Source organism: Maricaulis sp., from assembly GCF_034670125.1.
Lineage (GTDB): Bacteria > Pseudomonadota > Alphaproteobacteria > Caulobacterales > Maricaulaceae > Maricaulis.
Map to the genome: position 1 here is coordinate 26,062 of NZ_JAXMOC010000001.1, position 26,418 is coordinate 52,479.

The following is a 26,418-nucleotide window of genomic DNA, read 5'->3' on the forward strand; positions in this document are numbered from 1 at the left end:
CATGAAACTCGACACGTCCTGGACCGCTGCCCTTGCAAGCCTCGATATCCGTGAGGACGGTGCCCGCCGCGATCTGGTCGCAGAGGCCGAGCGTGTCCGCGTTGGGGCCGGGACCGTTATCATCGCCCAGGATGAAGCCGACGACCGGGTTTTCCTGCTGCTGGGAGGCCGGGCCCGCGTGGTCTTGTTGTCCGAGAATGGTCAGGAAATCTGGCTGGATGCGTTCGGATCGGGAGCCGTTTTCGGAGAGTTGGCGGCCCTGACCGGCGCACCACGGATATCCGGCATCATTGCGGAAAGCGATTGTGACCTCGCAATCTATGACGGCACGGAATTCTTCGGATTGGTGCGCCGGCATGGCGAGATCGGGCTGGCATTGGCCAAGCTGCTCGCGCGCCGGGTCCAGCACACCACACAGCGCATGTTCGAACTTTCGGCCCTGTCGGCACCCGGCCGCATATATGCCGAACTCCTGCGCATGTCGCGCCCGGTCGGCTCGGACGGGACCGCCCGCGTGATCGAGCCGGCGCCATCGATGAAAGAGCTGGCCATGCGTGTCAATTCGACCCGCGAGACCGCATCCCGCACGATCAACAACCTCCAGCGCAAGGGCCTGCTCGAGAAACTCAACGGGCGGATCGAGCTGGTCGATCCTGACCAGCTAGATCGCCTACGCGGCTCCAGCTGAGCCGCTCATCTGCAAGCCGACGACGGCATTGCTCGCGGTCGCCCGCAAGGCATACAGCCGTTGCTCCGGCATCAGCGCGTCGATCCGGATCTGGCCCACATACTCGCTTCGGAACCCGGTCGATGACATGGCCAGGGCCGCCGCGAACGCCTCGCTGACGAAGATCGACCCCGGAACGGTCACCGACTCGATCCTGGCAGCGACCGCGACCTGGCCGCCAAACAGGGACGGGCGTTTCTGCAGCGGGTCCTCACCCTCATGGACCGGGCCGAAATGGCCGGCAATCCTCAGCCCGATCGTGGCCGGCAGGTCGTGCTCGCCCATGTCGATGGCCGCGAATGCCTGGCGCAGCGCATCCGCCGCCAGGGCGGCTTTCTTGACCGAATCAAAGGCCAGGAACATGCCGTCCCCCCAGCTGTCTGCGTGCACGGCGGGGGCGGCCAACCCGTCGCAGCAATCGGCCAGCGGCTTGAGCACCGCCTGGACGAAATGCGGGACCCGGTCGTCGGGCACCGATGATGACCCGGCGATGTCGAGAAAGAGCATGGCCCGCATGACCGCCTGAAAACCCGGCTCGAGAACCGGCGCGCTCCGGGTTACCGGGGCGCCGGCACACCGCGTGCCGGGATAGGCGATCCGCACCTGGTCGAGGCCGCAGGCTGTCCAGACGTCGCCATCATGATGGGTGCCGAACGTCGACGCCGCACACGCCTCGGCATTGTCGGCCACGAGTATCTGAACGGGTGTCGTGGCCAGCACATTGGCCCGCATACGTGCCAGTCCCATGGCGACAATACTCGAGAAATTGAGCGCCTGAGGGGATGCAATGCGCCGGTCCGTCGTCAGCTCGACGACTTTCTCGGCCTGATCGAGACAGGCCTGGAAACGCAAGACCCATGAGTCGCCAAACGGGCGCACCGACGCGTCCAGAAACACAGGCACCGGAACCGGCAGCACAAGATTGAGTTCGCATCCCCGCGCCAGCGCCGCCTCCGCGATCACGATATCCGAGCCGGCTGCCAGGGCACCATGAACAGGGCCGACATGGTGGCGCGCGAGCAACAGGTCGACCGTATCGCGCAGGCGATTCTCCTCGCTTGTCCCCAGCTGTCCGACCCCCTCTCCGGCACCGAAAATATGGCCGGCAAAGTGGGCCGGGCGTGGCGGCTCCAGCGGCGAAAGCCAGTCGGCGTCGAGGCCGAGCACCGCAACCAGCAATCGCAACTGGCGCAGGGTGGTCGCGTGAGCCAGATGATTGCCCGGATCCTGGCGGAAGGCGTCCCGCAAGGTCGACCGGGCCGCGGCCAGGTCGCCGATCAACAGATAGGCCTCGGCCTGGGAGGCGTGCCGGTAGTAGGCTTGTTCCCGGGACGGCAAAGCGGTCTCGAAGGCGCCGAAAAGGACGCGCTTCGCGTAGGTTTCAGCCTGTTTCGACCGACCGGCGAGCATATACATGCTGGCGGCATTGATCGCCGGATAGTGGCCGCCTGTGCGGGCATGGACATCAGCGTATTTGTCGGCGCTTTCCAGCGCCAGACGGGCAAAGGCCTGACCGGACGATTCCAGCGCGAGCGCCTTCAGCAGGCGGGCCCCGACCGCGAGACAGTCCTCGTCATCGCGGACTTCGGACAGCCTGTAATCCTGATAGACGGCAGCGGCCCGCTCGAGTGCACCGGATCGGATCAGGCAAAGCACCGCCCGGTGCTTGAGCCAGTGGTCATCCGGACACTCCCGCAGCCCGTCCTGACACAGATCATAGGCGCGCGCGAGATCGCCCTGGTTGAAACGGTCGATGATCCGCTCACGCATCCCCGGGCGCCCCACCGCAGGAGCTGTAGGGCGCGCGCCTGGTCCGGTCAGGGCGGCGTGAGACGAACCCCCGGATCGATGATGACCCGTGTCGCCTGGTTGCCGGCATCCTGGGACGCATTGATGAAAAGCGCGAATTCATAGTCGACAGGGGCCTCGACCGGCTGGGTCTGTATCTGGAAGCTGTAGGGCTTGCAGTTTTCACCATTCAGGGTGAGCCAGTCCAGCCCGCAGAACTGGCCGGTCGGGTCCTTGCCCTTGAACTTGATGCGGGCCTCTTCAAATCCCCAACCCGGGACGTGGAGATTGAAAATCATCCGGGTTCGACCGTGAACATGTTGATCAAACGGACAGGGCGTTACCGCACCACAAGGCGTCCACATTCCGGCGAGCGCGGCGCCCACTGCCGTGCGCAGGGTCGATGCGTCAGCATCGTCGAAGGCATTCACGGTTTCAGCGAAAACGACGAAAATGTCCGCGATCTCGGTTTCATCGAACATTTCACGACCGGCATCACTGCCGTTCATGACGGTGAAGCCATCACGAGCCCGCGCAATCAGGCTGATCTGGGTCTGCGTGGGCAACAGGCCGCAGTCCACCAACAACTCTTCCTGGATAATGGACCCGTTGAACGCGTCCTTGTCGATCACTGCCATGTGGTTGTCCCCTTCTGGCGCCTTGCCACCAGCCCTGCATCAGGGCCGACCGGACTTACTCGGTGGTCTGCAGCTCGCTTTCGAGGGACTCCCGCGCATAGCGCAGCTCGGCAGCGGAGTCGCTGCGGATTCGGTCCTGTACGGGATCCAGCCGACGGACAATCTCCTCACGGATTTGCCGCGCCGCGGCTGGCTGACCCTGAGTTTCAAGCACGTCGGCAAGCGTGTTGGCGCCCGCCGCATAATAGTAAGGTGCATGATCGACCGCGCCCGACCAATCATCGACCTGGCCAAGGGCGCTCAACATGTGCTCGATCGAAGCCTGGGCGGCCGGCAGGTCGCCGCGGGCGGCGAATATGCGGCCCTCGATCAGGCTGGCATGAAGTCGGCTGACGGCGAAGCGTGCCCCTTCGGCCGCAGCCCACGCCTCATGCGCCATGAAGCCGGTCGCCGCGACATAGGCATCGCGGGCCGATTCCACCCGGCCGGCATGCAGCTCGGCCTGGGCCAGCCAAAGGCGCTGCCGCACTCCGATCAGGCGCCACTCCAGGTTTTCCGGCTCGTGTGCGATCAGGGCGGCCGCCTCGAGAGACGCCGGCTCGAGTATTTCCAGGGCCATCTGCAGATCGGCGGGCGGTGTGTGGCTGCCCGGTGCAATCAGCAGCCGCGCCAAGGCATATTCGGCCGCAATCACCGACCGGCGCACACGCCAGTCATCTGTCGGATTGACCCGACCGCTTTCATAAAGATCAAGCTGCTCCCGAAGGACCCCCATCGCGACTTCACGACCGTCCGTGATTTCCGATATCGATGCGACCCAGGCCAGGGTTTCCGATACTTCCAGCCAGGCCGGATCATTGTCGGGCCGGTCGGCGGCGATCGCGCGAAACTGTTCCAAGGCGGCCGTCGCGGCAACCCGCGCGTCATCCCAGCGACGCTGGGCAACAAACAACGCGCCCATGTTCGAATGCGCGAACGCCACCTCGGTCTGCCATTCGGGATTGTCGGGATTTATCTCGATCAACCGGTAGGCGAGGTCACGATACTCGCCAAATCTCTGTTCGGCGGTAACGAGATCTCCACGGCGCCAGGCGAAATAGCCGACATAATAGCTGCTTTGTGCATGCTCATAGACCCGCTCACCCATCATCGGCTCCACTGCCAGGATCCGGCTGGTGGACTGGTAGGCAATGCGGAAATGCTCGTAGGCATGCTCCAGATCACCCTGGGCACTGTCAATGACCCCGAGAAGATGAAAGGCCCTTGCCCGCCGACCAAGCTCGTCGGTCGTCATCGCGCCGCCGGCCTGGCCATCGTAGTATTCAATGACCTTTGCGCCCACTGCATCCAGGACGTCGAGGCGCCCGACCGGCTCAAGATTGTCTCGCAAATCATTCAGCATGAATTCTATGAGGTCCTCGGCCTCGGCCTTGCGCCGCTCCGCCTCGGACCGGGCCGAGATGGCAAACAGCGTCAGAGTGGCCATGATTACAGAAAGGACAACTGACGCGCCCGTGATGGCCGTCACGCGTCGTTGGCGGCGCTGGATGTCGCGCTGGATCAACTGATCGAGGCTGACCCCGATCAGTCCCGCCACCAGCTTCAGCAACGCCATCCGCCGTCCGTCCGCCTGCGGCCGCATGTCAGCGGCTACCGGTTCGGACCGTACTCCATCGACCCCCGGCTCCAGCAGCGCCGGCGGAAAGCAGCCATCGTCCGGCCCGGCGTCCGGGTCGGCATCGGGATTGCCGGCCACGATGGCGGCCAGCACCGTACCGAGAGGATTGAGCTGGCGGTAGGTCCGGATCTCCTCGTTCACCCAACGCGATGCCACCGCATCCGGCGAACAGATCACGATCAATGCGTCAGAGTTCGCAAGGGCGTCGCGGACGGACGCCGTCAGGTCACGGGTCGCCGCAAGATCTTCACGATCCCGGAAAATTGGTGTCAGACGACGCGGAACGGCACCGTTCCCGGTATCACGCCCGACCAACCTCGACGGGATGTTGTAGGTCTCCAGCTGGCGATGCAACCGGCGCGCAAACACCTGATCCTTGTGGCTGTAACTGATGAACGCCTTGTAGCGCGTACCCACACCCATCACCTGTCCCCAAACTCGAGACGGCCATCATTGGTGTTTCGTCGACGCTGTGCAACCGCAAGCAGCCAAGGATGCCGCAGCCAACCCGGCTTTCAACACTTTTCTGTTCCAGGCACGGTCATCGCCCATGCCCAGCGGGCTTCGGGCTCACCTCCGCACAACGCCGCCGCGGCAGACTTGCGACAGACGCCCTGTTTTGCGGTGGTGATGGCTCGCGATTCCGAAATGCGGCGGGGCACAAGGCGAAGTTGGGGCTTCGCATGGGCAAGGTCTCGTGCCCCGCCGTTCCCGGTACAGCAAGCTGGCTCGGGGTTTGGGGCCGCTCAATGAGCGGTAGCGGCAATCTACTCCGCGATTGCCGCTCGACATGTGATGGCAGTCACACTCGCCGATGTTTCGCTGTCATTGCACGCCCGCGCCGGTCACATCCAGCCTCATGAGCTCGATCGTCACACCGCCGAAGCCCGCTCGCGTATGCAGACGCACCGGAAAATGGCCATTCTCGCCAACCAGCGGGGCGAGCCAGAGGACCAGCGGGTGTCGCAACTCGCCGGCGCTGGGATAGTCCTCGGGATCATAGCCGGAGATCGGTTCGTACCAGGCATGGCAGACCAGGGCCTCACCGCGCCAGCCACGCGTCCTGACACGCTCCATGCCAACGGTTTCAAGACGCAGGTCATAACGGGCCTTGCCGTCAAAGACCGGGAGCCGGCCCTCGCATCCATCGCCACGTTCGAGACGCCGCGACAACTCAAAAAAGGCGGTCATCGGATCAATCACCCCCGTGCGGTCGCTGGCACTGGCAGGCGGAACGCCCCAGGATCCGAACGGGGGCTCGACCTCAGACCGGGCAACAGCGTCCGCGAAATCGACCCGGACATGGCGAACCTTCGTACCCGTTCGCTCGGTATGGGCGTAGACCAATGGTTCCCGGCCGCCACTCCCGCCGCGGCCACTGACCTCCGCCCGGATGTCAAAGTCCGTAAAGAGTGTGGCCAGCCCGGCCGCTTCAATGACGCTGTCGGCCTGATACCCATCCTCATCGAACCGGGCATTGAGCGTGATTTCCCCGACCTTGAATATCAGGACCGACGAGGCATAGCGCGCGGTGACGCCAATCCCGTTCGCCGCGTCCCACGCCAGGCCCGAGGTGGATGCTTCCGCACCGGGCAACAGGTTGCGACCATCTGCAAGGCCGAAGCAGGTCACGAGACCCAGAGCCAGACCCAGCACCAAACCACGTCCACGCATGTGTCATTCCCATCCGAACAATCGGTCGCCAGACTGGCGATAATCTACGGCAGGATGATGGCGGGTCAGGCCGGAATCAAGGCGCTGTCAGCGAGCGAGGCTGTCACCAGACCTGGAACCGAGAGCGCCCCTTCCTCGGCCGGTCCCGCAAGCTGACGGAAGCCGGAAAACAATTCCCGCCCCATGCCGGCAGCCATCATGTCCGGCGCTGCCGCCAGGGGACGATCGGCAAACCCGTCGGCGGCAATGGACAGCTCACCCGTCCGGGCATCGAGACGGATCAGGTCTCCGTCCCGCACGCGGGCGATCGGCCCGCCCAACGCCGCCTCCGGACTGAGATGAATGGCCGCGGGCACCTTTCCGGAGGCACCGGACATGCGACCGTCCGTAACCAGTGCGACCTTGAACCCCCGGTCCTGCAGCGCACCCAGAGCGGGGGTCAGCTTGTGGAGTTCCGGCATGCCGTTCGCACGCGGACCCTGGAACCGCAGCACCGCGATGAAGTCGCGATCCAGTTCACCAGCCCGGAAACGATCCAGGAAGCTGTCCTGGCTCTCAAACACGACCGCCTGAGCCTCGACGGTTCGATATTCCTCCTTGACGGCCGAGACCTTGATCACGGCGCGCCCCAGCGGGCCATCGAGCAGTTTCAGTCCGCCGTCGGCCGAGAAGGGTTCGGCGACCGGCCGGACGATGGACAGGTCCGCGGACGGCCCGTCGACCGGCTTCCAGGTGAGGCCGTCACCCGCGTCGGGGAGAGCTTCACTGGCATAACGCCTCAACCCCCTCCCCATCACCGTGAGCACATCATCATGGAGCAGGCCGGCGTCCAGCAACTCGCGAATGACAAAGCCCAGACCGCCGGCAGCATGAAAATGGTTCACGTCGGCGGGGCCGTTCGGATAGACCCGGCAAAGGAGGGGCGTCACAGCCGCGAGCGCATCAAAATCTCGCCAGTCGATCACGATCCCCGCTGCCCGGGCGATGGCGATCAAATGGATGGTGTGGTTGGTCGAGCCGCCGGTTGCGTGCAGGCCGACGATGGCATTGACCAGCGCCTTTTCGTCGATGACCTTGCCCATCGGAACGTAGTCTGGCGTGTCGGCAGTAATCGCCACCGCGCGCTGGGCCGCGGCCCGGGTGAAGGCGGCCCGCATCGGGTCGGCCGGGTTGACGAAAGCCGAACCGGGAATGTGCAAACCCATGATTTCCATGAGCATCTGATTAGAGTTCGCCGTCCCGTAAAACGTGCAGGTGCCGGGCGAGTGATAGCTTTGGCTTTCGGCCTCCAGCAAGGCATCACGACCCAGCTTGCCCTCGGCATAGAGCTGCCTGACCTTCGCCTTTTCCGGATTGGGCAGGCCGGAGCGCATCGGGCCTGCGGGTACAAATATGACCGGCAATTGTCCAAAGCGCAGCGCGCCGATCATCATCCCCGGCACGATCTTGTCACAAACGCCGAGGCACAAGGCCGCATCAAACATGTTGTGGGACAGCGCGACGGCGGTCGACATGGCGATCACGTCGCGGCTGAACAACGACAGCTCCATGCCCGGTTGACCCTGGGTGACACCGTCACACATGGCGGGCACTCCACCGGCGACCTGCCCAACCGCCCCCACCTGGTTGAGGGCTTTCTTGATCTGCGCCGGATAGGGCCCGAAGGGTTGGTGCGCTGACAGCATGTCATTGTAGGCAGTGACGATCCCCACATTGGCCCACCCGCCATCCTTGAGGGCCCGCTTGTCATCACCACCGCACGCCGCGAAACCGTGAGCAAGATTGCCGCATGACAGGGTCGAGCGGTTGCGCCCTGCCTCCCTCGCGCCGGCAATCTGGGCGAGATAGGCAGCTCGGGTCGGAGCACTCCGGGCAATGATGCGGTCAGTGACGGCGGCGAGCGTTGCATTGATCGTCTGGGTCATCATCGTCTTCCGTTCGTTCAGGCGCTCATCGTGCCCAGTGAATGTCCGGCCGGTCGGTTTCCGAGCGCAGCACGGCACGGACCGGCATGTCGGCGACAGGGCCGTCTGCCAGCGCCGCCTCGAGCGCCGCCTTCTTGCTGTCGCCCGCAATCAGCAGGAGGCTCAAGCCCGCCCCTGCGAGAGCGGCGCGGGTCAGGGTGATGCGGTCGGTGAGACTTCCTGTGACCGCTGTCTGCTTTGCCCGGATCGCGCAAACCGGTGCACCGTTTTCGGCCAGGGCCGTTTCGAGTCCGTCGGCTCGCGGAAACCAGGAAGCCGTATGGCCATCCTCTCCCATGCCGAGAATGACGACGTCGGGGGGAAAACGAACGTCAGACAATCGTGTCGCCACTTCCTCCAACCCATCCAGCGGTGTCCCGCCCTGCGACTTCAAGCCGATCAGACGAGCGGCTGAGGCCCTGCCGGTCATCAGCGTCGAGCGCAAGAATGTCTCATTTGACCCGGGCTCGCCCGGCTCCACCCAGCGTTCGTCCACCAGCACCACCTGCACGCAGGCCCAGTCCACGTCCGTGCCGGCCAGGTGCCGGTACAGGGCGGCCGGCGTAGAACCGCCGGAAACTGCCAGCACGGCTGACCCGGTGCGCTCGATCGCTGTTTTCAAGGCGGCAGCAACCGGCCCGGCAAGCGCCGCGGCCATCGCGTCCCCGTCGGCATGGACGGTCAGTGCACTCGGCTGTTCACTCATCCGCGCCATCGAACCACTCCCTGTCCTCGCGGGCGAGCAACAAGGCCGACTGTGGCGGTCCGTCGGTTCCGGCCTGGTAGCTGTACAGTCGCGATTGGCTGTCGTCCCAGGACTGGATGATCCCGTCGACCCAACGCCAGGCGGCCTCGACTTCGTCCCGGCGCATGAACAGGCTGAGATTGCCGCGCACGACCGCCATCAGCAGACGCTCATAGGCATCCGGATAGTCGTGGTCGAAATGTTCGGCGTAGGCGAGATTGAGCGGAACATAACGCAGGCGCAGGCCGCCCGGCCCCGGATCCTTGGTCATCAGCATCAGCTTGACGCCTTCGTCGGGCTGCAGCCGGATCACCAGGCGATTGGGCCGCATCGTGCCGGCGGTTGCTCCAACCACATCATGCGGAATGGGCTTGAACTGGACGATGATCTCGGAGCGGCGGGCGGCCATGCGCTTGCCGGTCCGCAGATAGAAGGGGACCCCCGCCCAGCGCCAGTTGTCGACATGGGCCCGCACGCCAACAAACGTCTCGGTCTGCGTCGCATGGCCGACTTCATCGGCATAGCCAGGCACCGTCCCGCCGTTGACCGCACCCGCCTGGTACTGACCGCGAACCACATCCTGAGTCACATTGGCCGCGGTGATCGGCCTGAGAGCTTTGAGAACTTTCAGCTTCTCGGTCCGGACCGCGTCCGGATCGAGTGAGGCCGGCGGTTCCATGGCGACCAGACAGGCGAGCTGCAGCAGGTGGTTCTGGACCATGTCACGCAGCGCACCGGACCGGTCATAATAGCTGGCCCGTTTGCCCGCCCCCAGCGACTCCGCAACGGTGATCTGGACATGATCGATCCCGTTGGCATTCCAGAGCGGTTCGAACAGATAATTGGCAAACCGCAGGATCAACAGGTTCTGGACCGTTTCCTTGCCCAGATAGTGGTCGATACGGAATATGTTGTTCTCGAGGAACACCTCCCCGACCCTGTCATTGATCGCCCGGGCCGTGTGGTAGTTCGATCCGATGGGCTTTTCCAGAACGATGCGGGCATTGGGCGTGTTCAGCTTGTGCGCCGCCAGACCGGCACAGATCGAACCATATATCGAGGGCGGAAGGGCCAGATAGTACAGCCGGATCTTGCTTTCATCAGGGTCGAGCGCGTCGGCGAGGTCCTGCCATCCGGTGGTCTCGCTTGACGCATCAACGGAAACATATCTCAAGCGACCCGCAAACCCGGCCCAGGACGCCTTTCGCTCGGCCGATGTTGCGGCCGTGATCACATGGGTCGCGGCCAACTCCTGAAAGGCAGACGACTCCATGGCATCGCGAGACGCGCAGATGATCCGGCTGTCATCGGTAATCTGTCCATCACACCAGCGGTGAAACAGGGCCGGGATCAATTTGCGCAACGCCAGATCGCCTGTCGCTCCGAAAACAACGATATCAAACGGTTCAACGGGTACGAGTTTGGCCATTTCCGGCTTCCTGCTTGACGCTGCCCAGCCTGCGGGCGCGGACCTGCGAGCGTCGGCGGCTGGATTTATGTTACCCCTAACATGCCCACATCACATGGTCGACCTCGATCTCCATGGTCCACCGCCCGGACACCGGCCGTGACGGGCACCTGCGCGCTTTGGGCGCATGCCCGCCAACGCCGCTTCGTCCTATTCTCGCAATTTATTTATGGAGACGTTCTCGCATGCCCTCCACCGAACCGACCTTTATTGCCAAGTACGCACTCGAGACCGTGCCGCGCTATACCTCCTACCCGCCGGCAACGAAGTTTCGTGGCGGGACCGGGTTGGATCAGTGGCGACACTGGATGGGCCAGCAGGGCGATGCCCCGGCCCTGTCGGTCTATGTCCACATCCCGTTCTGCAAATCCATGTGCTGGTACTGTGGTTGCCACACCACCATTCCGAACGGCCATCAACGCGTGCGCAACTATCTCGCGGCACTCGATACCGACATCAAGCGTCGTGCGGAAATCGCGCCGGCAGACGCGCGGGTCTGCCATATCCATTTCGGTGGGGGTTCTCCGGACATGCTGAAAGCTGACGAATTCCGGACTGTGATGCGCCGCATCCGGAGCGCGTTCCATGTCATGCCGGACGCAGAAATAGCCGTTGAGCTCGACCCTCGCGAACTGGATCAGGAATTGTGCCAAGCGATGGCCGAGGCCGGCGTCAATCGCGTCAGTTTGGGCGTGCAGGACCTGTCCGAGGAGGTTCAAAAACTGATCCATCGGATCCAGCCGCGCGAAACAGTGCAGGCCGCCGTGGAGCAATTGCGGGAGGTCGGCATCACGGCCATCAACATGGACATGATGTACGGGCTGCCGGCCCAGACGGTCAGGCATGTGTGCGACACCGCTGAAGCCATCTCCGAGATGGGCGCCGACCGCGTGTCCGTGTTCGGCTATGCCCATGTACCGTGGTTCAAGAAGCATCAGCGCGCCATTCCGGAGGACCGGCTTCCGGCTGCCGCCGAGCGTTTCGACCAGATGCAGGCCGCCGGCCGGGCCCTCAGCAAAGTCGGCTATGACCGGATCGGACTGGACCATTTCGCCCGACCGGACGACCCGCTCGCCCAAGCCTCGCGCGGTGGCGGTTTGCGGCGCAATTTCCAGGGCTACACGACAGACCCGTCGACGATACTGGTCGGACTGGGCGCATCAGCCATCAGCGAATGCCCACAGGGCTATGTGCAAACAGAACCGAACCCGGTCCGCTATGCCACGGCCGTCACCGGAAACGCCGACATGCTGGTACGCGGCACCGAACGGTCCCCCGCCCAGCGGGCCGTCGCCACCCGGATTGCCGATTTGCTGTGCCACTTCGAAACCCGGCTCGAACCCGCCGATCGGCTCGACCGCATCGCGGACATGGTCGAGGACGGCCTCGCGCGAATTGACAGGGGGCGGATCATCCTGACCGAAGCCGGTCGCCCCTATGTCCGCAACCTTGCTGCGCGCCTCGATCCGGAATTCCGGTTCTCGACGGATCAACACAGCGTCGCAGTCTGACGCCACAATAGGGGAGGACAGGTCGCCGTCCGGGCCTTATAAACCTTGGATCGAGTTCCATGGTGACCCGGTTTGAGAACCGCCCTTCTTTCAGTCCTTGTCCTGTTGTCCGCTCCGGCAGCTTTCGCCGAGCCGTTGGCACAGGTCCAAGGCGTGCGCGACGCCGAGCTTCTGGCTGCCCTGGTCGCGGCCGTGGGAGAGCGTGACACGTCAGCGGACATCCCGGCGACAAGCGCCATGCGCGATGCGCGGACGGCGGCCGATCGGGCACGCCGCCTGTTGCGGTCGCGGGGTTACTACACGGCCCGTGTCGATACCTATGTCGATGAACGGCGCGGCGCGAGCCTGCGCGTGCTTCCCGGCCCGCAATTCACGGTCGGCCGTGTGGACGCCCAAACCAATGGGGACCGCGACGCCCGCGAGCGGGTTCTGGGTGTCATTGCCCTGCCGGCGGGCGCGCCCCTTCTTGCACAGCCGGTCATCGACGCCGAGGCGCGCGCTTTGAGGGCATTGCAGAATGGCGGCTGGCCCGACGCCGAATTGCTGGACCGTGAAGTAGTGATCGACCACGCCGGGCGGGACGGATTGATCACCTTCCGCTTCGAGCCCGGGCCCTTTTCGCGTTATGGCGAAGTCAGCCGCGAAACCGGTGGGTGGGACCCGCAGTTCATCGCCCGCATTTCACCGCTCCAACGCGGCGGACCGGCCAGTCGTGAAGAGATGCTGGCCTATCAAAGGCGACTTGATGGACTGGCCAGTGTCCGTTCGGCCCGGGTTGCACTGGGACCGCCCGTCCCTGGAACAGCCGAACGCCCGATCGATGTTTCGCTGACAGCCGCTGCAAGGCACACGATTGAAACCGGCCTGAGCTATTCGACCAGCGAAGGCGCCGGCGCCGACATTCGCTGGACCCGCCGCAACATGTTCGGGCGGGATGAAACCCTGACCCTGTCGACCACGCTGGCGACCCTGAACCAGTCGGCTTCGGCTCGGATCGAGCGCCCCCACTGGCGTCGCCATGCGCAGACACTTTTTCTCCATTCGGGCCTGACGCGAGAAACCACAGACGCCTATGACCAGGACGAGATCGAGGCCGGAATCGGCATCATTCGCCGGGATGGCCGGCGCACCTATGGCGCCGGCCTTGCGCTCGACACCTCGCGGGTCACGGATGTCGACGGCGAACGGGACATTGTCACGGCGGCCTTTGACCTGAGCGGAGCCTATGACAGCCGCAATGACCCGCTCGATCCGACGGCCGGAGTTCGCCTGTCGCTGCAGGGGACACCCGCGGTAACGTTCGGCGACGTGGACGGCCGCTATGTTCGCCTGGATGCGCGGGCGGCCGGCTATTTCCAGCTGGGTGACACTCTGGTTGCGGCAGGGCGGGCCCGCATCGGATCGGTTCTCGGCACCTCGGCTACCACGCTCGCGGCCGATCAGCGCTTTTTTGCCGGCGGCGGCGGATCCGCGCGCGGCTTCGAGTACCAGTCCCTCAGCCCCGTTGGCAGTGACGGGCAACCTTTCGGCGGCCTGTCAGTTGTCGAAATCAGCACCGAATTGCGGTGGCGGATCACCCCCGAATGGGGTGCCGTGGCCTTCGTCGACAATGCGATCGCCTCCGACCTCAACGCCCCGGAGTTCGGCGCCATGCGCAGCGCGATCGGTGTCGGCGCCCGCTACTATTTTGACTTCGCGCCTGTTCGCATAGACATCGCCACGCCACTCGACCGCCGCAGCGGCGAGCCGGCATTCCAGATATATTTCAGCCTCGGCCAGGCCTTCTGAGCATGACCCATCTGGCTCTCATCCGTCGCCTGGCGCTTTGGGCAGGACTGATCCTTCTGGGTGTGGCGCTCCTTGCGTCCGGTCTGCGCCTGGCCGCCGGGCAGGCTCCGGGGCGCTGGCTGGTCAGCAACCAGCTGGATGGTCGTTATGTCCCCGGCGTCGGACGCCTTTCGGTTTCCGGCGTGCGGGGCGACCCGCTGTCCCGTCTCCAAATCGACCAGCTGACCTTGAGCGATGATAACGGGGTCTGGCTGACAGCAGAGTCCATTTCGCTGGACTGGCAGGCCCGAAGTCTTCTTTCCGGGCCTATCCGGATCAACGAGGCCCTGATCGAACGGGTGACAATCATCCGCCGGCCGGTCCTCGACAGTGAGCCGGCGCGTCCGTCAGGCGGCCGCCCGGACGCAGGGCCGACCCTGCCGGCGATTGATCTCGTCCTTTTCAACCTGTCACGACTGGAACTGGCTGACGGCGTCGCCGGACCGCAGGCTTTGCTGACAGCAAGGGCCGGCGCCCGTTTGAGGGCCGGCGCCAGCAACCTGTCTGTCCAAATCGCGCGGCTCGATGCCGAGGGAGACCATCTCGAAGCGGACCTGCTTGTCGGAGAAACCGGTGTCACCGGCACGCTGAGCGCCCATGGCGAGGCCGGCGGAACGCTGGCGACCCTGATGCGCCTGCCTGATCAGGCCATTCGCATTGACGGATATATCGATGGAGACCTCACGGCCGGTCGCGGCGAGCTGACCCTGACCGCCGACACCCGTACCCGGGCGCAAGCTGGTGTGACGTGGAATGCCGACTCCTGGCAGGGAGACGCCACCGTCAATGTGGCGGCGTGGGACCTGGTGCCCGAGCCTCTTGCCCCGGAAGTCGAAGCCGTCCGCGTCCAGGCCGATGGACGCCGAAGCGGCCCTGTCACGGTCAATCGTGTGACGCTGGAGGCCAATGGCAGTCGGGTGGTGCTGCGGGATCTAACTGCACCACTCATCCAGGCCGAATTCACAATCAGCCCGGCCCTCGTCGCACGGCTGTCCGGCGACCGCGTCGTGACCCGGTCTGTCAGCGGTTCGGCGGACGTGGCACGTGGGGACGGCCTGGAGGTTCAATTGCGGCCTCAGATCGAGGGGTTGGAGCTTGCCGGTCTGTCGGTGCAGCGGCTCGACGGGTCGATGGGCGTCACACGGACCGACGGACGTCCCCGACTGACAGTCGACCTCAATCTGGACGGTGTTCAAACAGGCCGCGCCGACGTGGACCGGCTGGCGAACGGGCGGATCCGGGTGACCGGGAACATCGCCGATGCCGGTGGCGACACCGGATGGCAGATGGCCCCGGGTTTCACCGTCGCCTCAGAGCAGGTGACGGCCATCGCCAGCGGCCATCTGCCACCGGACGCCACCTGGCCGGTTGGCGAGGTGAGCATCAGCCTGACTGATGCCGCATTGGCCCAGCCGGACCTGTCGGGTCCGGCCCGGGCCGAAATTTCCATCGCGGCGGACCGGGCGATCGCGATCAACATCGACGGCAGCGCGCTGATCTGGCCCGAAACGGTCCGGGGTCTGCTCGACGGCATCACCGCTCGGGCGCGGATCAACCCGTCGGGGGCCGGCTGGACCGTATCGGATTTCAATGCCCGCAGTCCTGCCTTCGACCTGGCGCTGACCGGCGCTTTCGCGGACGCGCTCGACTGGAGCGCGACGGGCGATCTGGCACTGTCCGGCGCCATTCCGCTCGCCGCCGCTGAAATCGACGGCGGGCTGGCAACAGCATTCAGACTTGTGCGGGATCAGGACGCCTTGCGACTTCGCGCCGTGACCACCTCGCGCCAGCTCCACGTCGGTCCGGTGCACCTCCAATCGCCCCGGCTGGGTGTAAGGGGCCGGTTGGGTGGCGTGGTTGACGACGCCGCGACCACGCTGGAATGGGTTTTTTCGGCCGACCGCGAACTTGGAGATGTCGCCGCCAACGGCACGGCTCGCCACCAGACTGGCCGAACCGATCTGGTCGTGACCCAGGGCCGGTTCGACGATGTCACGCTCAGCGGGTCTGCCACCCTCGCCGGACAGGACATGACCGTGGCGCTCGAGGCTCAACGCGAGGATCTGATGTCACTCTCCGGCCGTTTCGTTGCGGCCCTTGATAACCTGCGCGCAGGGCAGCTGGATGCGGAACTCACCCTGGCGGCCCAACGGATCGGCGAGGCCGACCTCAATGCCGCCGGCCTGACCCTGTCCGGACCACTGACAGGCATAGCCGTGACCGCACAAGCGGACGGTCGGATCCGCAGCAATGTCGACCTGTCCGCAACAGGCGAAATTGCCCTGGGCGAGGATGGCGTATCGGTGTCCCTGTCGCCCTCCGGCAAGTGGGCTGCGCACAACTGGACCACCGTCGAACCGATCCGATTGGCCACCCGTCCCGATGGTGTGACCGCGTCGGCCGCGATCACCCTTGGAGGAGGCCGGGTGGACCTCACCCTCCAGACCGCCGGGATCAGCCCCATCGCCAGCCTGACGATTGACAGTGTGCCTGTTGGGGTCCTCGCCGACATCGCGGCCATGCCGGCCACCCAGGGCATGATTTCGGGAACGGCCGACCTGCGCGAAACCAGCGGCGTCTGGCGGGGAAACGCCGCGTTTGCTGCAACCGGCCTGCTGACCAATGACCTGCCAGACATGCCGGAGCTCGACCTGCAGCTCGAGGTCGCCCTGCAAGATGATGCGCGATCAGTCATCCGGCTGACCGGCGGCGGCCTTGAGGCTCGCGGCGAGATCGTTCGCGCCGGCGCGACCACCGACATTGCCCGCCCCCAGGGTGCGGCCGATGCGACGCTGACCGGGCAGATCGCAGCCAGTGGCGAGCTGATCGCCCTGGCGGCCCTTTTCCTGCCGTCCGATATCTTGTTGGAATCCGGGCAGGTTGATGCACAACTGGTGGTGTCCGGAACCGTTTCGGAGCCACATCTGGAAGGCGGGGTCTCCCTGACCGGCGGCCGGATCAATGCGACGACCGCCGGGAGCGTGGTTTCCGACCTCGAACTGGACCTCGCACTGGCCGGGACACGCCTGGAACTGACGCGGCTGTCGGCGAGCGATGCCCGAGAAGGCCAACTGACCGGGCAAGGTCAACTGGACCTCGGCGAAGACAGCCCCCCGACAGGTTCGGCGCGGTTCGAATTCCAGCGTTTCGTTGCGGTGCGTCGCCCCGAACTGACGGTTCAGGGCAGCGGCGATATTGTTCTCACACTCGATGAGGATGGCCTGCTGATCGGTGGGGAAAGCCGCGTCGACCAGTTACGGACCCAGCCAACGCTGAACGGCGCCGCATCGATCCCGCAATTGCAGGTCGTCGAGATCAACCAACCCAAGGACCATAGGGCGTCGACAGAATCCCGGCTGCCGGTGCGGATCGATTACCGGGTCCGCGCAAGCAATGGTCTGTATGTTTCCTCACGCGCCTTCACGTCCGAATGGGGTGTTGACCTGCATGTTACCGGGACCGAGAGCAAGCCGTCCCTGTTCGGGTCCGCGACACTGGTCGGTGGCTCCGCCTTTGTGTTCAACCGTCGCTTTACCCTCGCCGACGGCACGGTGACCTTCGACGGCTCTCCCAGCGATGCCCGGGTCGATCTGAGTGCCGTCCACAGCCGCACCGGATTCGAGGCCACCGCCCGCGTCACCGGGTCGGCCCAGGAACCGACCATCACGCTCACCAGTGACCCCGCCCTGCCGGAAGATGAAATCCTGTCCCGCTTATTGTTCGATCAATCGGTCAGCCAGCTCGGGGCCTTCGAGGCGGCCCAGCTCGCCGCGCAATTGTCGGGGCAGAGCCTGTTGGATGTGGTCGGTCAGCTGCGCGATCTCGCGGGCATCGATCGCCTCGACATTTCCACCAATGCGGACGGCAACCTGTCTGTGGTCGGCGGCCGGCGCTTTGGTGACAATGTCTATGTCGAGGTCGGCAGCAATGGCGCCTCGGCGATCAACGAGGCGTTGATCGAGTGGTCCTTGACGCCGGATCTCAGCATCCTGTCGCGGGTCTCAGCCGACACCGATGCGGCGGTCTCGATCCGCTGGCGCCGCGATTACTGAGGCGGGGCAAGCGCTTGCCTCCGGCTGGCACGCAGAGTACGGCTGGTTGCGACGGCGTGATCGCGCCGCGATGCAACAAGGGGCCCGCGGGCATGAAGACGTTCCTGCTGTCGCTGATAAAGCCGAACGGCGCCTGGGCCGGCATCCTGGTTTTTGCAACCCTTGTCGCCGTGGTGGCCGCGGGCATGTCCGGTCATCTCGATGCAGTGCGGGCCTATCTCGACGCCCCCATGCTGACCTTCACGGTCGGCAGCCTGGCCGTCAGTGCCTACGACGTATTGCGCGGCGTTCTGGTTCTGGCCCTGGTATTCTGGACCACGGCGATCATCGCCGCGCTGGTCGAGGGGCGCTTGAGCAAACTGACCAAGCTTCGGGCGACCACACGCATCCTGATCACCAAGGTTTTCCAGATCGCGCTTTATCTGGTGGCCTTCCTTGTGACCATGGACCTGATGGGGCTGGACCTGACCACGCTGACGGTTTTCTCCGGCGCGCTTGGCATCGGGCTGGGCTTCGGCCTGCAGAAAATCGCGTCCAACTTTATCTCGGGCATCATCCTCCTGCTGGAACGGTCGGTCGAACAGGATGACCTGATCGAGTTGCCCGACGGGGTGTCCGGTTTCGTGCGTAAATCGAGCGCCCGCTACACCCTGATAGAGACCCTTGATGGCAAGGAAATCCTGGTTCCCAACGAGGACCTGATCACCAATCGGGTTACCAATTGGACGCTGACCAATACCCGGGGCCGGATCGAAATCGGGATTGGCGTCTCCTATGGCGCCGATCTGGAGAAAGCCCAGGCGCTCATTCTGGAAGCCGCGCGCGAACATCCGTCCACGATCGAGGAACCGACCCCGCAATGTTTCCTGCGCAACTTTGGCGACAGCTCGGTCGACTTCACATTGCTGTTCTGGATCGGCGATGTGGTGAAAGGCCGGTGGGCACCACAGAGCGAGGTGATGTTTACGATCTGGCGCAAATTCCGCGATGCCGGCATTGAGATCCCCTTCCCGCAGCGTGACGTGCACATCAAGTCACCCGCATCTGTCCTGGAGGGCTGAGATGGACGATACAGCCGGAATTCTCTTCGCCGCTTCCATCACCGGAGACGGTCGTGGCCAGCGACTGAGTGGTGTGGCTGTTGCCCACGAGATCCAGGACGATGCCCTTGCCTGGGTCCACCTGGATGCCCTGCATCCGGCCAGTCGCGAATGGATCGAGAACGAGCTGGACTATCTCGATCCACTCATCATTGACGCCTTGCTGGCCGATGAAACACGGCCACGCCTGCTCGAATTCGAAAACGGGGCCATGATGATCCTGCGCGGGGTCAATCTGAATGCCGATTCCCAGCCCGAGGACATGATTTCGGTGCGCGTCTGGGTGGACCCGTCCCGCATCATTTCCGTCCAGCGCCGTCCGACCAAGGCCGTTCGCGACATCCAGGACAAGCTGGAAGCGGGCAACGGACCGAAGGATGCCGGTGAATTCATCGGCCAGCTTTCGGCCCGATTGTTCGAGCGCATGGAACCGGTGATGACCGAATTGCACGAGCGGCTTGATGAGGTCGAGGAACGGGTCATGGAAGAGCCGTCGATTGCCGAGCGCCAGGAAATCACAGCTTTGCGCAAGCAGGCCATCATCTTTCGTCGCTATTTTGCGCCCCAGCGCGACGTCATCGCCTATCTGCGCACGTCCGAGCTGGACTGGCTGAGCACCGCGCACCGTCGACGTCTCCAGGAAAATCTCGACCGCATCACCCGCTATCTTGAAGACTTGGATGCCATTCGCGAGCGGGCCCAGATCGTCAAGGACGAGCTGGCCAATGCGCTGGCCGACCGGATGAACAAGAATCTCTATGTCCTGTCACTGGTCGCCGCGATCTTCCTGCCGCTGGGCTTCCTGACCGGTCTGCTGGGCATCAATGTCGGCGGAATACCCGGCGCCGACCTGCCCAGCGCCTTCTGGATATTCCTCGCCATCCTGACAGCGGTCAGCGGGGTCCAGATCTGGGTGTTCCGGCTGTTGAAATGGCTTTGATCCAGCCTGCAGCGCTGCGCGCCTAGCTCTCCGCTTCCCTCGGCGTGTCGCGCCCGGCCTCGATCGCCCGTTGCGCCCGCAGATCGGACCACAGTCCTTTCCAGAGGCTGTAACAGCACACCAGCAAAACCACCATGAAAGGCAGACCGGCGGTGATGGCGCCGGCCTGCAGTCCCTGCAGGGCCTGGGCACCGCCGCCATAGAGCAGCACGGCCGCGACCAGGCCTTCGATCGATGCCCAGAAGATGCGCTGTGGAACCGGGGCGTGCAGTTTCCCGCCTGCGGTGATCGAATCGATCACCAACGATCCGGAGTCGGAAGACGTCACGAAGAACACAAACACCAGTACAATTGCGATACCGGAAGTGATCGCGGCGAACGGCAGATGTTCGAGCATCTGGAACAGGACCAGCGACACTTCGCCGACGCCGTCTGCGAGCTCACCGATGCCGTTCTCATACTGGAAAATCGCGGTCTCACCGAAGGTCGAGAACCAGGCGACCGTGATCAGCATGGGGACGAAGATCACGGCGACGAGGAATTCGCGGACCGTCCGCCCCTTGGACACCCGCGCAATGAACATGCCGACAAAGGGCGACCAGGACACCCACCACGCCCAATAGAAGACGGTCCAGCCGTGGAACCATTCCGTGTCGTCCCGGCCGAGCCAGTTGGCCAGAGGCAGGAAGTCGCGGACATAGTCGAGCGTATTCTCCCAGAACCCGTTGGCGATCAGCAGCGTCGGTCCGACGATGAAGATGAACAGCAGGAAGATGCCGGCCATGACCATGTTGATGTTCGACAGCACCTTCACGCCGCCATCCAGACCGCGCACGACAGAAATGATCGCGATCGCGGTAATGCAGCCGATGACAATCACCTGGGTCAGGATGCCAGGGTCGACGCCGAACAGGAAATCCAGACCGCTGGCGACCTGCTGAGCGCCCAGGCCCAGCGAAGTTGCCAGTCCGAACAGGGTTGCCACTACAGCGAGAAGGTCGATGAGATGCCCCGGCCAGCCCCAGATGCGCTCTCCCAGCAGCGGGTAGAAAGCCGAGCGCACCGTCAGTGGCAGCCCCTTGGAGAATGTAAAGTAGGCCAGCGCCAGTCCGAGCACCGCGTAGATCGACCACGCGTTCAGGCCCCAATGGAACATGGTGGCGCTCAGCGCCAGCCGGGCTGACGCGTCGGTACCGGGCTCAACACCTAGCGGCGTACCGAACCAGTCGGTGTGATAGGCCAGAGGCTCGGCCGCCCCCCAGAACATCAACCCGATGCCGATACCCGCGGAGAACAACATCGCCAGCCAGGACCGGGTCGAGAAATCGGGTTTGGCCGCACTGCCGCCAATGCGCAACTTGCCCAGCGGCGATACCATCACCACCAGGCAGAACAGGAAGACGAGATTGACCCCGAGCACGAAGAACCAGTCGAAGGTCGCCAGAACCCAGTCACGCGCGGCGAACAGGGCCGCCGACACGGCTTCCGGCATCAACACGGCCGCCGTCACGAAGCCGACCATGATGACGGCCGAGATGAAGAATACCGGGTTGTGAACATCGAGGCCGAATACGGAGACGTTGTTCTGCCCGATTTCATGGTCGGTCTTGTAGAGGCGTCTGGTCATGATGTCCCTCGTTCGGCACGGGTCAGTATGTCCTCACCCAGCGCCCGCTTGAGTGGGTCGAGATGGGGTTCGAATTTCTTCCATTGCGCCACACCCGCATCAAAGATTGGCTGGCGCACCTGTTCCGAACTGGCTGTCCGGACCGCACGCTCCGTCGCATGGAAATCAATGCAGGCCTGCTCGAAGGGCAGGTCGCAATAGTCGAGAATCCGGCGCACCTGTCCTTCGAGATCAGACACGACGTCCTCATAGTTCACGCGCAGGATCTGGCCGGGCAGGACCCGGTCCCAATGGTCCATCAACGCCACATAATTCCGGTAGTAGTGACCGATTTCCTCGAGCCCGTAGGTGAATTCCTGCCCCTCTGCGAACAATTGCTTGAAGCCGGAGAAGCAGCAGGCCATCGGGTGGCGCCTGGCATCAATGATGCGGGCATTGGGAAGGATCAGCTTGATCAGGCCGATATGCCGGAAATTGTTCGGCATCTTGTCGGTGAAACGAGGCGCCCCGGCCCGGTGAATTTGTGTGTTGTCGAGATAGTCCCGGCCCAGCGCCTGCAGCTGTTCGGCGTCCAGCTCGTGCAAAATCCGCGGATAGCGGGTCTTGTCGCTCAATCGCTGACGCCCGCGCAGGCGGTGTGACAGGGCGAGGATATTGGGCAATTCGAGCGTGCCGTCGACCTGGCTGTGCGACGCCAGGATCTGCTCAAGCAGGGTCGACCCGGCCCGCGGCAATCCGACAATGAAGATCGGATCCGGATCGGTGCACCCCTTGCCGGACTGGTTGTCGAACAACGCCGCGTCACAGATTTCAGCCTGGGCATCGAGCTCGGCCTTCATCTGCTCGGTGGTGTATCGGGTCTGAACCCGCTTGAGCGTGTTGCCCTTCTCATAGAAGGCGAACGCCTGCCCGATCTCGTCCCGATCCTCGAAGGCCTTCGCCAGCGAGAAACTGATATGGACCCGGTCCTGAAAGGCCAGCTCGCTGCTGGTTTCAAGGGCCTGCATGGCGGCGACTTCGTCGTCGGTGAAGCGGTAGGTCTTGAGGTTGGCCAGCCCGTACCAGGCATCGCCGTGGTCCGGTTTGGCTGCAAACGCGGCGCGATAGCTGGCGACCGCCTCTTCATGCTGACCGAGCGTCTTCAGGGCGTGACCGCGCGACGTCAGCGTCGCCGGATCGCCGGGCAAGGTTTCGAGGATTTCCCCGAACAGGGTCAGCGCCTCGTCATAACTGCCGGTCTGCATGCACTCGATGGCGTAGTGTGACTTGAAGACCGGATTGCCGCGATCGCCGTCCCAAAGCTGCCGGGCCTGGTCGAGCGCGGCAGTAAATTTCTGCCGCTTGCGCAAGATCTGGATGTAGTCGAGCCGGAGTTGGGTATTGTCCGGTTCAAAGCCGATGGCACTCTCGAGCAGGAAATCGGCATCTTCAAGCACGCCGAAACGCGACCCGATCTCGGCCAGCAACCGCATGGCCTCGACATGGTGCGGGGTCTTCTGGAGAAACGCCCGACACAGCTGCTCCGCCTTCAACAACTTGCCTTCGTGCAGCAGATGGGTGACCGAGACCAGGTCCCGCGGCAAGGCGTTGATCCGTTCGGCCTGGGCCGCCGCGCCACCGGCCTCTGCCGGACGACCGGCCGATTGCAGCAATTCCGACTGGGCCTGCCAGCTGGCGACAAGCGCCGGATTGAAACGGCAGGCGCGCTGATAGGCGATCAGGGCCCGGGCGTCCTCGCCCAGCGCCCGCAGGAGATGCCCTTCCTCCTGATAGGCGCGACCGAAATCGGGCGAAACGCGTTTGACATGTTCAAGCGCATCCCGGGCTTCGTCATGACGTTTGAGGTAACGGGCGCAGACGGCCTGCATGTAGAGCGCATCAGCATGGTCCGGCGACGCGTCGAGAACCGGCTGGAGCGCGTCCCGTGCCGCGTCGAACCGACCTTCATACATCTGCTGTTGCGCCGTCTTCAGCGCCTGGACGTGGATGTCCGTCTCTTCTGCCACGCAGCGGTCTCCACCTGTCTCTCGGAATACAGAAAGCGCCCCTTTCCAGGGACGCTTTCCATAGTGGCCTCGGGCCAGCGGCTTGTCAGGGCCTAGTACTGCACCCCGACGCGCACGCCGATTGTCCGCGGGCGGATGACCGTGACCCGCTCGCGATCATTGACGAAGTTGTTCGAGATCTCGCCGCGTTCATTGGTAAGATTGTTCGCGAACAATTCGACCGACCAGCTCTCGCCGGTCAGGCCTGTCGTGAAGTTCAGCGAGGCGTAGCCTTCAACCTCCGCCTTGTTGATCTCGATCACGTCGGAGAAGCTGTCATCAGTGATTGTGACTTGCGGCATCACGTGAGCCGTCATGCCGTTCTCAAGGAACCACTCATAACGAGCGCGGACATTGGCCTGGTAGCTCGGCGCAAACGCCAGCTCGGTTCCGGCGACAACATCGGTCGTCGGGGTCAGAACCTCGGTGATCTCGGTGTCGAGCAGCGAGAAGGCACCGACAACGGTCAGGCCTTCAATGTCGGCTGGCGCCCAGGTGACCTCACCCTCAAGCCCGCGGATCTCCGCATTGGCGGCGTTGTCCGAGAAGAACAGGTTGGTGATGGACGGGTCGAAAATCGTCGTCTGAAGGTTCTCGATCTCGACCAGGAAGGCGTTGCCGTTGAAACGGACCTGGTTGTCGAAGAGATCTGTTTTCCAGCCGAGCTCGTAATTGACGACTTCGTCCGTATCCAGCGCGAACGGCACGGTGTACCCACCGGGGCCCGCAGCACCGCCCGGACGGTTCAGAAGACCCGGACGGAAACCTTCCGAAATGGTCGCGTAGAACAGCGCACCATCGGTCGGACGCCATTCCAGCGTGCCCTTGAAGATCATGCCATCGGTCGCTGCGACATCCGGATTTCCGAACGGATTGTCCGGTGCGTACAGCGACGAGATATTGGTGCCGAAGACCTGCGCATCATCCGTCTGGCCGAAGTTGAAGAAGGAGCCGTTCGCGCTGCCGACCAAGTCGACTTCGATGTCGTAATAGCGAGCACCCAGCGTGACGGAGAACTGTTCGGTCAGGTCAAACGTGGCCTCACCGAAAATGCCATATTGCTCGTCCGTGCGCAGGACATCATTGCGGAAGATCACACCGGCCGGGAAAGGACCCGGATCGGAGAAATAGCCCGGTGCAGCTGCGCCGACGGCACCGGTGACCGCCGTATTGGTCAGCGGGTAGTTTGGAGCCCAGCCAGTGGTTACCCCGTCGAAAGAGATCGCATTGACCGAACCCGGATAGGTAAAGTCATTGCGCTCAGCCACTTCCATGTCGGAGTAGAAACCGCCGAAGGTCGCACGGATACGGCGATCTTCCGGCGTGTTGAAGCGGAGCTCCTGGGTAAACACCTTGGTGCGCGTGTCGGACTGCACAAACAGGTTTGGCGCCTGGCAGGTACCGGAGGGCGCTGCCGCACCCGGATAGCTAACCGAGGCATCACAGATGTAGTAAGGCAGATACTGACCGACAAAGAGGTAGTCGGAATAATCGACGCGCTGGTCGGTCTCGCGGTCGGTATAGGCGCCGGTGTAGACCATTTCCAGGGCGCCGAGACGGCCTTCCAGCGTCCAGCTGGTATTGTGGAAATAGTCGTCCATCTCGTCTTCCTCGAAACGCTGGATCTCCAGGTCGTCGAGGTTCGGATCCATGAAGAACACGCCTTCGGAGTCCAGCTGCTGCTGCATGTGCATGACGGTCAGCGACCAGTCCGCATTGAAGTCATACAGCGCGCTCAGACGGAAACCGGAATAGGTCGTGTCGTTGAAATCCTCTTCCACCAAGGTCGAATTGTCGGCGTCCAGGAAAGTCACACCCGTCAGGTCGGCCGTGGACTGGAAGCCGGCGCGCGTTGCGCTGACGGGCACACCATTGTCCCGCATCGTGCCGGCCGCCCGGAAACGCGCCGATTCCGAAGCGTTGCGCGTGCCCGGCACATTGTCGATATAGCCGCCCTGCTGGTCGACATAGACCACACCACGAATCGCAAAATTGTCAGCGATCGGGGCGTTGACGACGGCCTCGACCTTGTTCGACATCTCGCCGCCCTCGGTGAAGGAGACCGCGAAATTCGACGAAGCGTAGAATGCCGACGGATCCGGGCGGTTGGTAATCAGGCGGACCGTACCGGCCTGCGAAGAGGCACCATACAGTGTGCCCTGCGGCCCTGGCAGGACCTCGACCCGAGCGAGGTCGGCTGCGTAAACGTCTAGGTTACGACCCGGCTGCGACACTGGCTGCTCGTCGAGATAGAGGGCGACGTTCGGCGCCAGGCCGGCCACACCGGCCGTGGTCAGGTTCGGCGTGGTCGAAGCGAGACCGCGAATATAAATCGTGGCCTGGCCCGGACCGGAGCCGCCAGCGGTCACGCCCGGCAGCTGCTGCAAGTAGTCCGTGAAGACATCAACGCCGAGTTCGTCCAGCGTTTCCTCGTTCATCGCGTTCACGGCAAGAGGAATATCCTGGGTGCTTTGCTCGCGCTTCGTGGCGGTGACGGTGATGACGTCCACCTGGGCGGCTGCGAGTCCGGCCCCGGCGAGCGACAATGTCGCGGCGGTCAGAAAGGTCGTTGAAAGTGCCCGTTGTTTCATCATGACGTAGTGACAATCCCTTGTGGCGTTGCAATTCCAAGCC

General features: G+C 63.8%; 16 protein-coding genes. 6 read left to right on the forward strand and 10 right to left on the reverse strand.

What is annotated here, in order from left to right; all coding sequences use genetic code 11:
* Position 1 precedes the first annotated feature (1 nt).
* Entirely contained in the window at positions 2-688 is a 687-nt protein-coding gene (locus VOI18_RS00085; protein WP_323760384.1) for a Crp/Fnr family transcriptional regulator, read from the forward strand.
* Here the strand turns inward: VOI18_RS00085 and VOI18_RS00090 are convergent.
* The 7 genes from VOI18_RS00090 to zwf all read right to left on the reverse strand — a co-directional run bounded on the left by VOI18_RS00090 (position 671) and on the right by zwf (position 10,643).
* Entirely contained in the window at positions 671-2,497 is a 1,827-nt protein-coding gene (locus VOI18_RS00090) for an adenylate/guanylate cyclase domain-containing protein (RefSeq protein ID WP_323760385.1), read from the reverse strand. The two genes, VOI18_RS00085 and VOI18_RS00090, sit on opposite strands and share 18 nt — an antisense overlap.
* A 47-nt stretch (positions 2,498-2,544) precedes the next feature.
* The gene (locus tag VOI18_RS00095; protein WP_323760386.1) at positions 2,545-3,153 is read right to left on the reverse strand and encodes a hypothetical protein; all 609 of its coding nucleotides are present in this window, start codon (positions 3,151-3,153) and stop codon (positions 2,545-2,547) included.
* A gap of 55 nt (positions 3,154-3,208) precedes the next feature.
* Complete coding sequence (locus VOI18_RS00100; protein WP_323760387.1) at positions 3,209-5,254, reverse strand: toll/interleukin-1 receptor domain-containing protein; 2,046 nt, start codon at positions 5,252-5,254, stop codon at positions 3,209-3,211.
* Between the two features lie 402 nt (positions 5,255-5,656).
* Positions 5,657-6,505, reverse strand: a complete 849-nt coding sequence (locus VOI18_RS00105) for a DUF3108 domain-containing protein (protein ID WP_323760388.1) — start codon at positions 6,503-6,505, stop codon at positions 5,657-5,659.
* Between the two features lie 65 nt (positions 6,506-6,570).
* On the reverse strand, positions 6,571-8,430 hold the full coding sequence (edd, locus tag VOI18_RS00110; RefSeq protein ID WP_323760389.1) for a phosphogluconate dehydratase: 1,860 nt from the start codon (positions 8,428-8,430) through the stop codon (positions 6,571-6,573).
* Positions 8,431-8,455: 25 nt separating this feature from the next.
* Positions 8,456-9,184, reverse strand: coding sequence for a 6-phosphogluconolactonase (gene pgl / locus VOI18_RS00115; protein WP_323760390.1), 729 nt, complete (start codon positions 9,182-9,184; stop codon positions 8,456-8,458).
* A complete protein-coding gene (gene zwf / locus VOI18_RS00120; protein WP_323760391.1) occupies positions 9,168-10,643 on the reverse strand; it encodes a glucose-6-phosphate dehydrogenase in 1,476 nt (491 codons plus the stop codon). The genes pgl and zwf overlap by 17 nt, the downstream gene beginning before the upstream one ends.
* Before the next feature lie 224 nt (positions 10,644-10,867).
* Between zwf and hemN the strand changes: the two genes are divergently transcribed.
* The 5 genes from hemN (at position 10,868) to VOI18_RS00145 (ending at position 20,112) form a co-directional block, all read left to right on the forward strand.
* Positions 10,868-12,193, forward strand: a complete 1,326-nt coding sequence (hemN, locus tag VOI18_RS00125; protein WP_323760392.1) for an oxygen-independent coproporphyrinogen III oxidase — start codon at positions 10,868-10,870, stop codon at positions 12,191-12,193.
* Positions 12,194-12,265: 72 nt separating this feature from the next.
* Complete coding sequence (locus VOI18_RS00130; RefSeq protein ID WP_323760393.1) at positions 12,266-13,981, forward strand: autotransporter assembly complex protein TamA; 1,716 nt, start codon at positions 12,266-12,268, stop codon at positions 13,979-13,981.
* A gap of 2 nt (positions 13,982-13,983) precedes the next feature.
* Complete coding sequence (locus tag VOI18_RS00135) at positions 13,984-18,072, forward strand: translocation/assembly module TamB domain-containing protein (protein ID WP_323760394.1); 4,089 nt, start codon at positions 13,984-13,986, stop codon at positions 18,070-18,072.
* A gap of 92 nt (positions 18,073-18,164) precedes the next feature.
* The gene (locus tag VOI18_RS00140; protein ID WP_323760395.1) at positions 18,165-19,133 is read left to right on the forward strand and encodes a mechanosensitive ion channel family protein; all 969 of its coding nucleotides are present in this window, start codon (positions 18,165-18,167) and stop codon (positions 19,131-19,133) included.
* 1 nt (position 19,134) lies between these two features.
* Entirely contained in the window at positions 19,135-20,112 is a 978-nt protein-coding gene (locus VOI18_RS00145) for a zinc transporter ZntB (RefSeq protein WP_323760396.1), read from the forward strand.
* 22 nt (positions 20,113-20,134) lie between these two features.
* Here the strand turns inward: VOI18_RS00145 and VOI18_RS00150 are convergent, their stop codons facing one another.
* The 3 genes from VOI18_RS00150 to VOI18_RS00160 form a co-directional block, all read right to left on the reverse strand.
* Complete coding sequence (locus VOI18_RS00150) at positions 20,135-21,739, reverse strand: BCCT family transporter (RefSeq protein ID WP_323760397.1); 1,605 nt, start codon at positions 21,737-21,739, stop codon at positions 20,135-20,137.
* Complete coding sequence (locus VOI18_RS00155) at positions 21,736-23,745, reverse strand: tetratricopeptide repeat-containing sulfotransferase family protein (RefSeq protein ID WP_323760398.1); 2,010 nt, start codon at positions 23,743-23,745, stop codon at positions 21,736-21,738. Before VOI18_RS00155 ends, VOI18_RS00150 begins: the two co-directional genes overlap by 4 nt.
* Positions 23,746-23,837: 92 nt before the next feature.
* Positions 23,838-26,378: a TonB-dependent receptor gene (locus tag VOI18_RS00160; protein WP_323760399.1), complete on the reverse strand. Its 2,541-nt coding sequence runs from the start codon at positions 26,376-26,378 to the stop codon at positions 23,838-23,840.
* Positions 26,379-26,418 lie beyond the last annotated feature (40 nt).

Excerpts from the sequence above, each read along its gene's own strand:
- VOI18_RS00085 (WP_323760384.1), top strand. The coding sequence starts at position 2 with ATGAAACTCGACACGTCCTGGACCGCTGCCCTTGCAAGCCTCGATATC.
- VOI18_RS00090 (WP_323760385.1), bottom strand. The coding sequence starts at position 2,497 with ATGCGTGAGCGGATCATCGACCGTTTCAACCAGGGCGATCTCGCGCGC.
- VOI18_RS00095 (WP_323760386.1), bottom strand. The coding sequence starts at position 3,153 with ATGGCAGTGATCGACAAGGACGCGTTCAACGGGTCCATTATCCAGGAA.
- VOI18_RS00100 (WP_323760387.1), bottom strand. The coding sequence starts at position 5,254 with ATGGGTGTGGGTACGCGCTACAAGGCGTTCATCAGTTACAGCCACAAG.
- VOI18_RS00105 (WP_323760388.1), bottom strand. The coding sequence starts at position 6,505 with ATGCGTGGACGTGGTTTGGTGCTGGGTCTGGCTCTGGGTCTCGTGACC.
- edd (WP_323760389.1), bottom strand. The coding sequence starts at position 8,430 with ATGACCCAGACGATCAATGCAACGCTCGCCGCCGTCACTGACCGCATC.
- pgl (WP_323760390.1), bottom strand. The coding sequence starts at position 9,184 with ATGGCGCGGATGAGTGAACAGCCGAGTGCACTGACCGTCCATGCCGAC.
- zwf (WP_323760391.1), bottom strand. The coding sequence starts at position 10,643 with ATGGCCAAACTCGTACCCGTTGAACCGTTTGATATCGTTGTTTTCGGA.
- hemN (WP_323760392.1), top strand. The coding sequence starts at position 10,868 with ATGCCCTCCACCGAACCGACCTTTATTGCCAAGTACGCACTCGAGACC.
- VOI18_RS00135 (WP_323760394.1), top strand. The coding sequence starts at position 13,984 with ATGACCCATCTGGCTCTCATCCGTCGCCTGGCGCTTTGGGCAGGACTG.
- VOI18_RS00140 (WP_323760395.1), top strand. The coding sequence starts at position 18,165 with ATGAAGACGTTCCTGCTGTCGCTGATAAAGCCGAACGGCGCCTGGGCC.
- VOI18_RS00145 (WP_323760396.1), top strand. The coding sequence starts at position 19,135 with ATGGACGATACAGCCGGAATTCTCTTCGCCGCTTCCATCACCGGAGAC.
- VOI18_RS00150 (WP_323760397.1), bottom strand. The coding sequence starts at position 21,739 with ATGACCAGACGCCTCTACAAGACCGACCATGAAATCGGGCAGAACAAC.
- VOI18_RS00160 (WP_323760399.1), bottom strand. The coding sequence starts at position 26,378 with ATGATGAAACAACGGGCACTTTCAACGACCTTTCTGACCGCCGCGACA.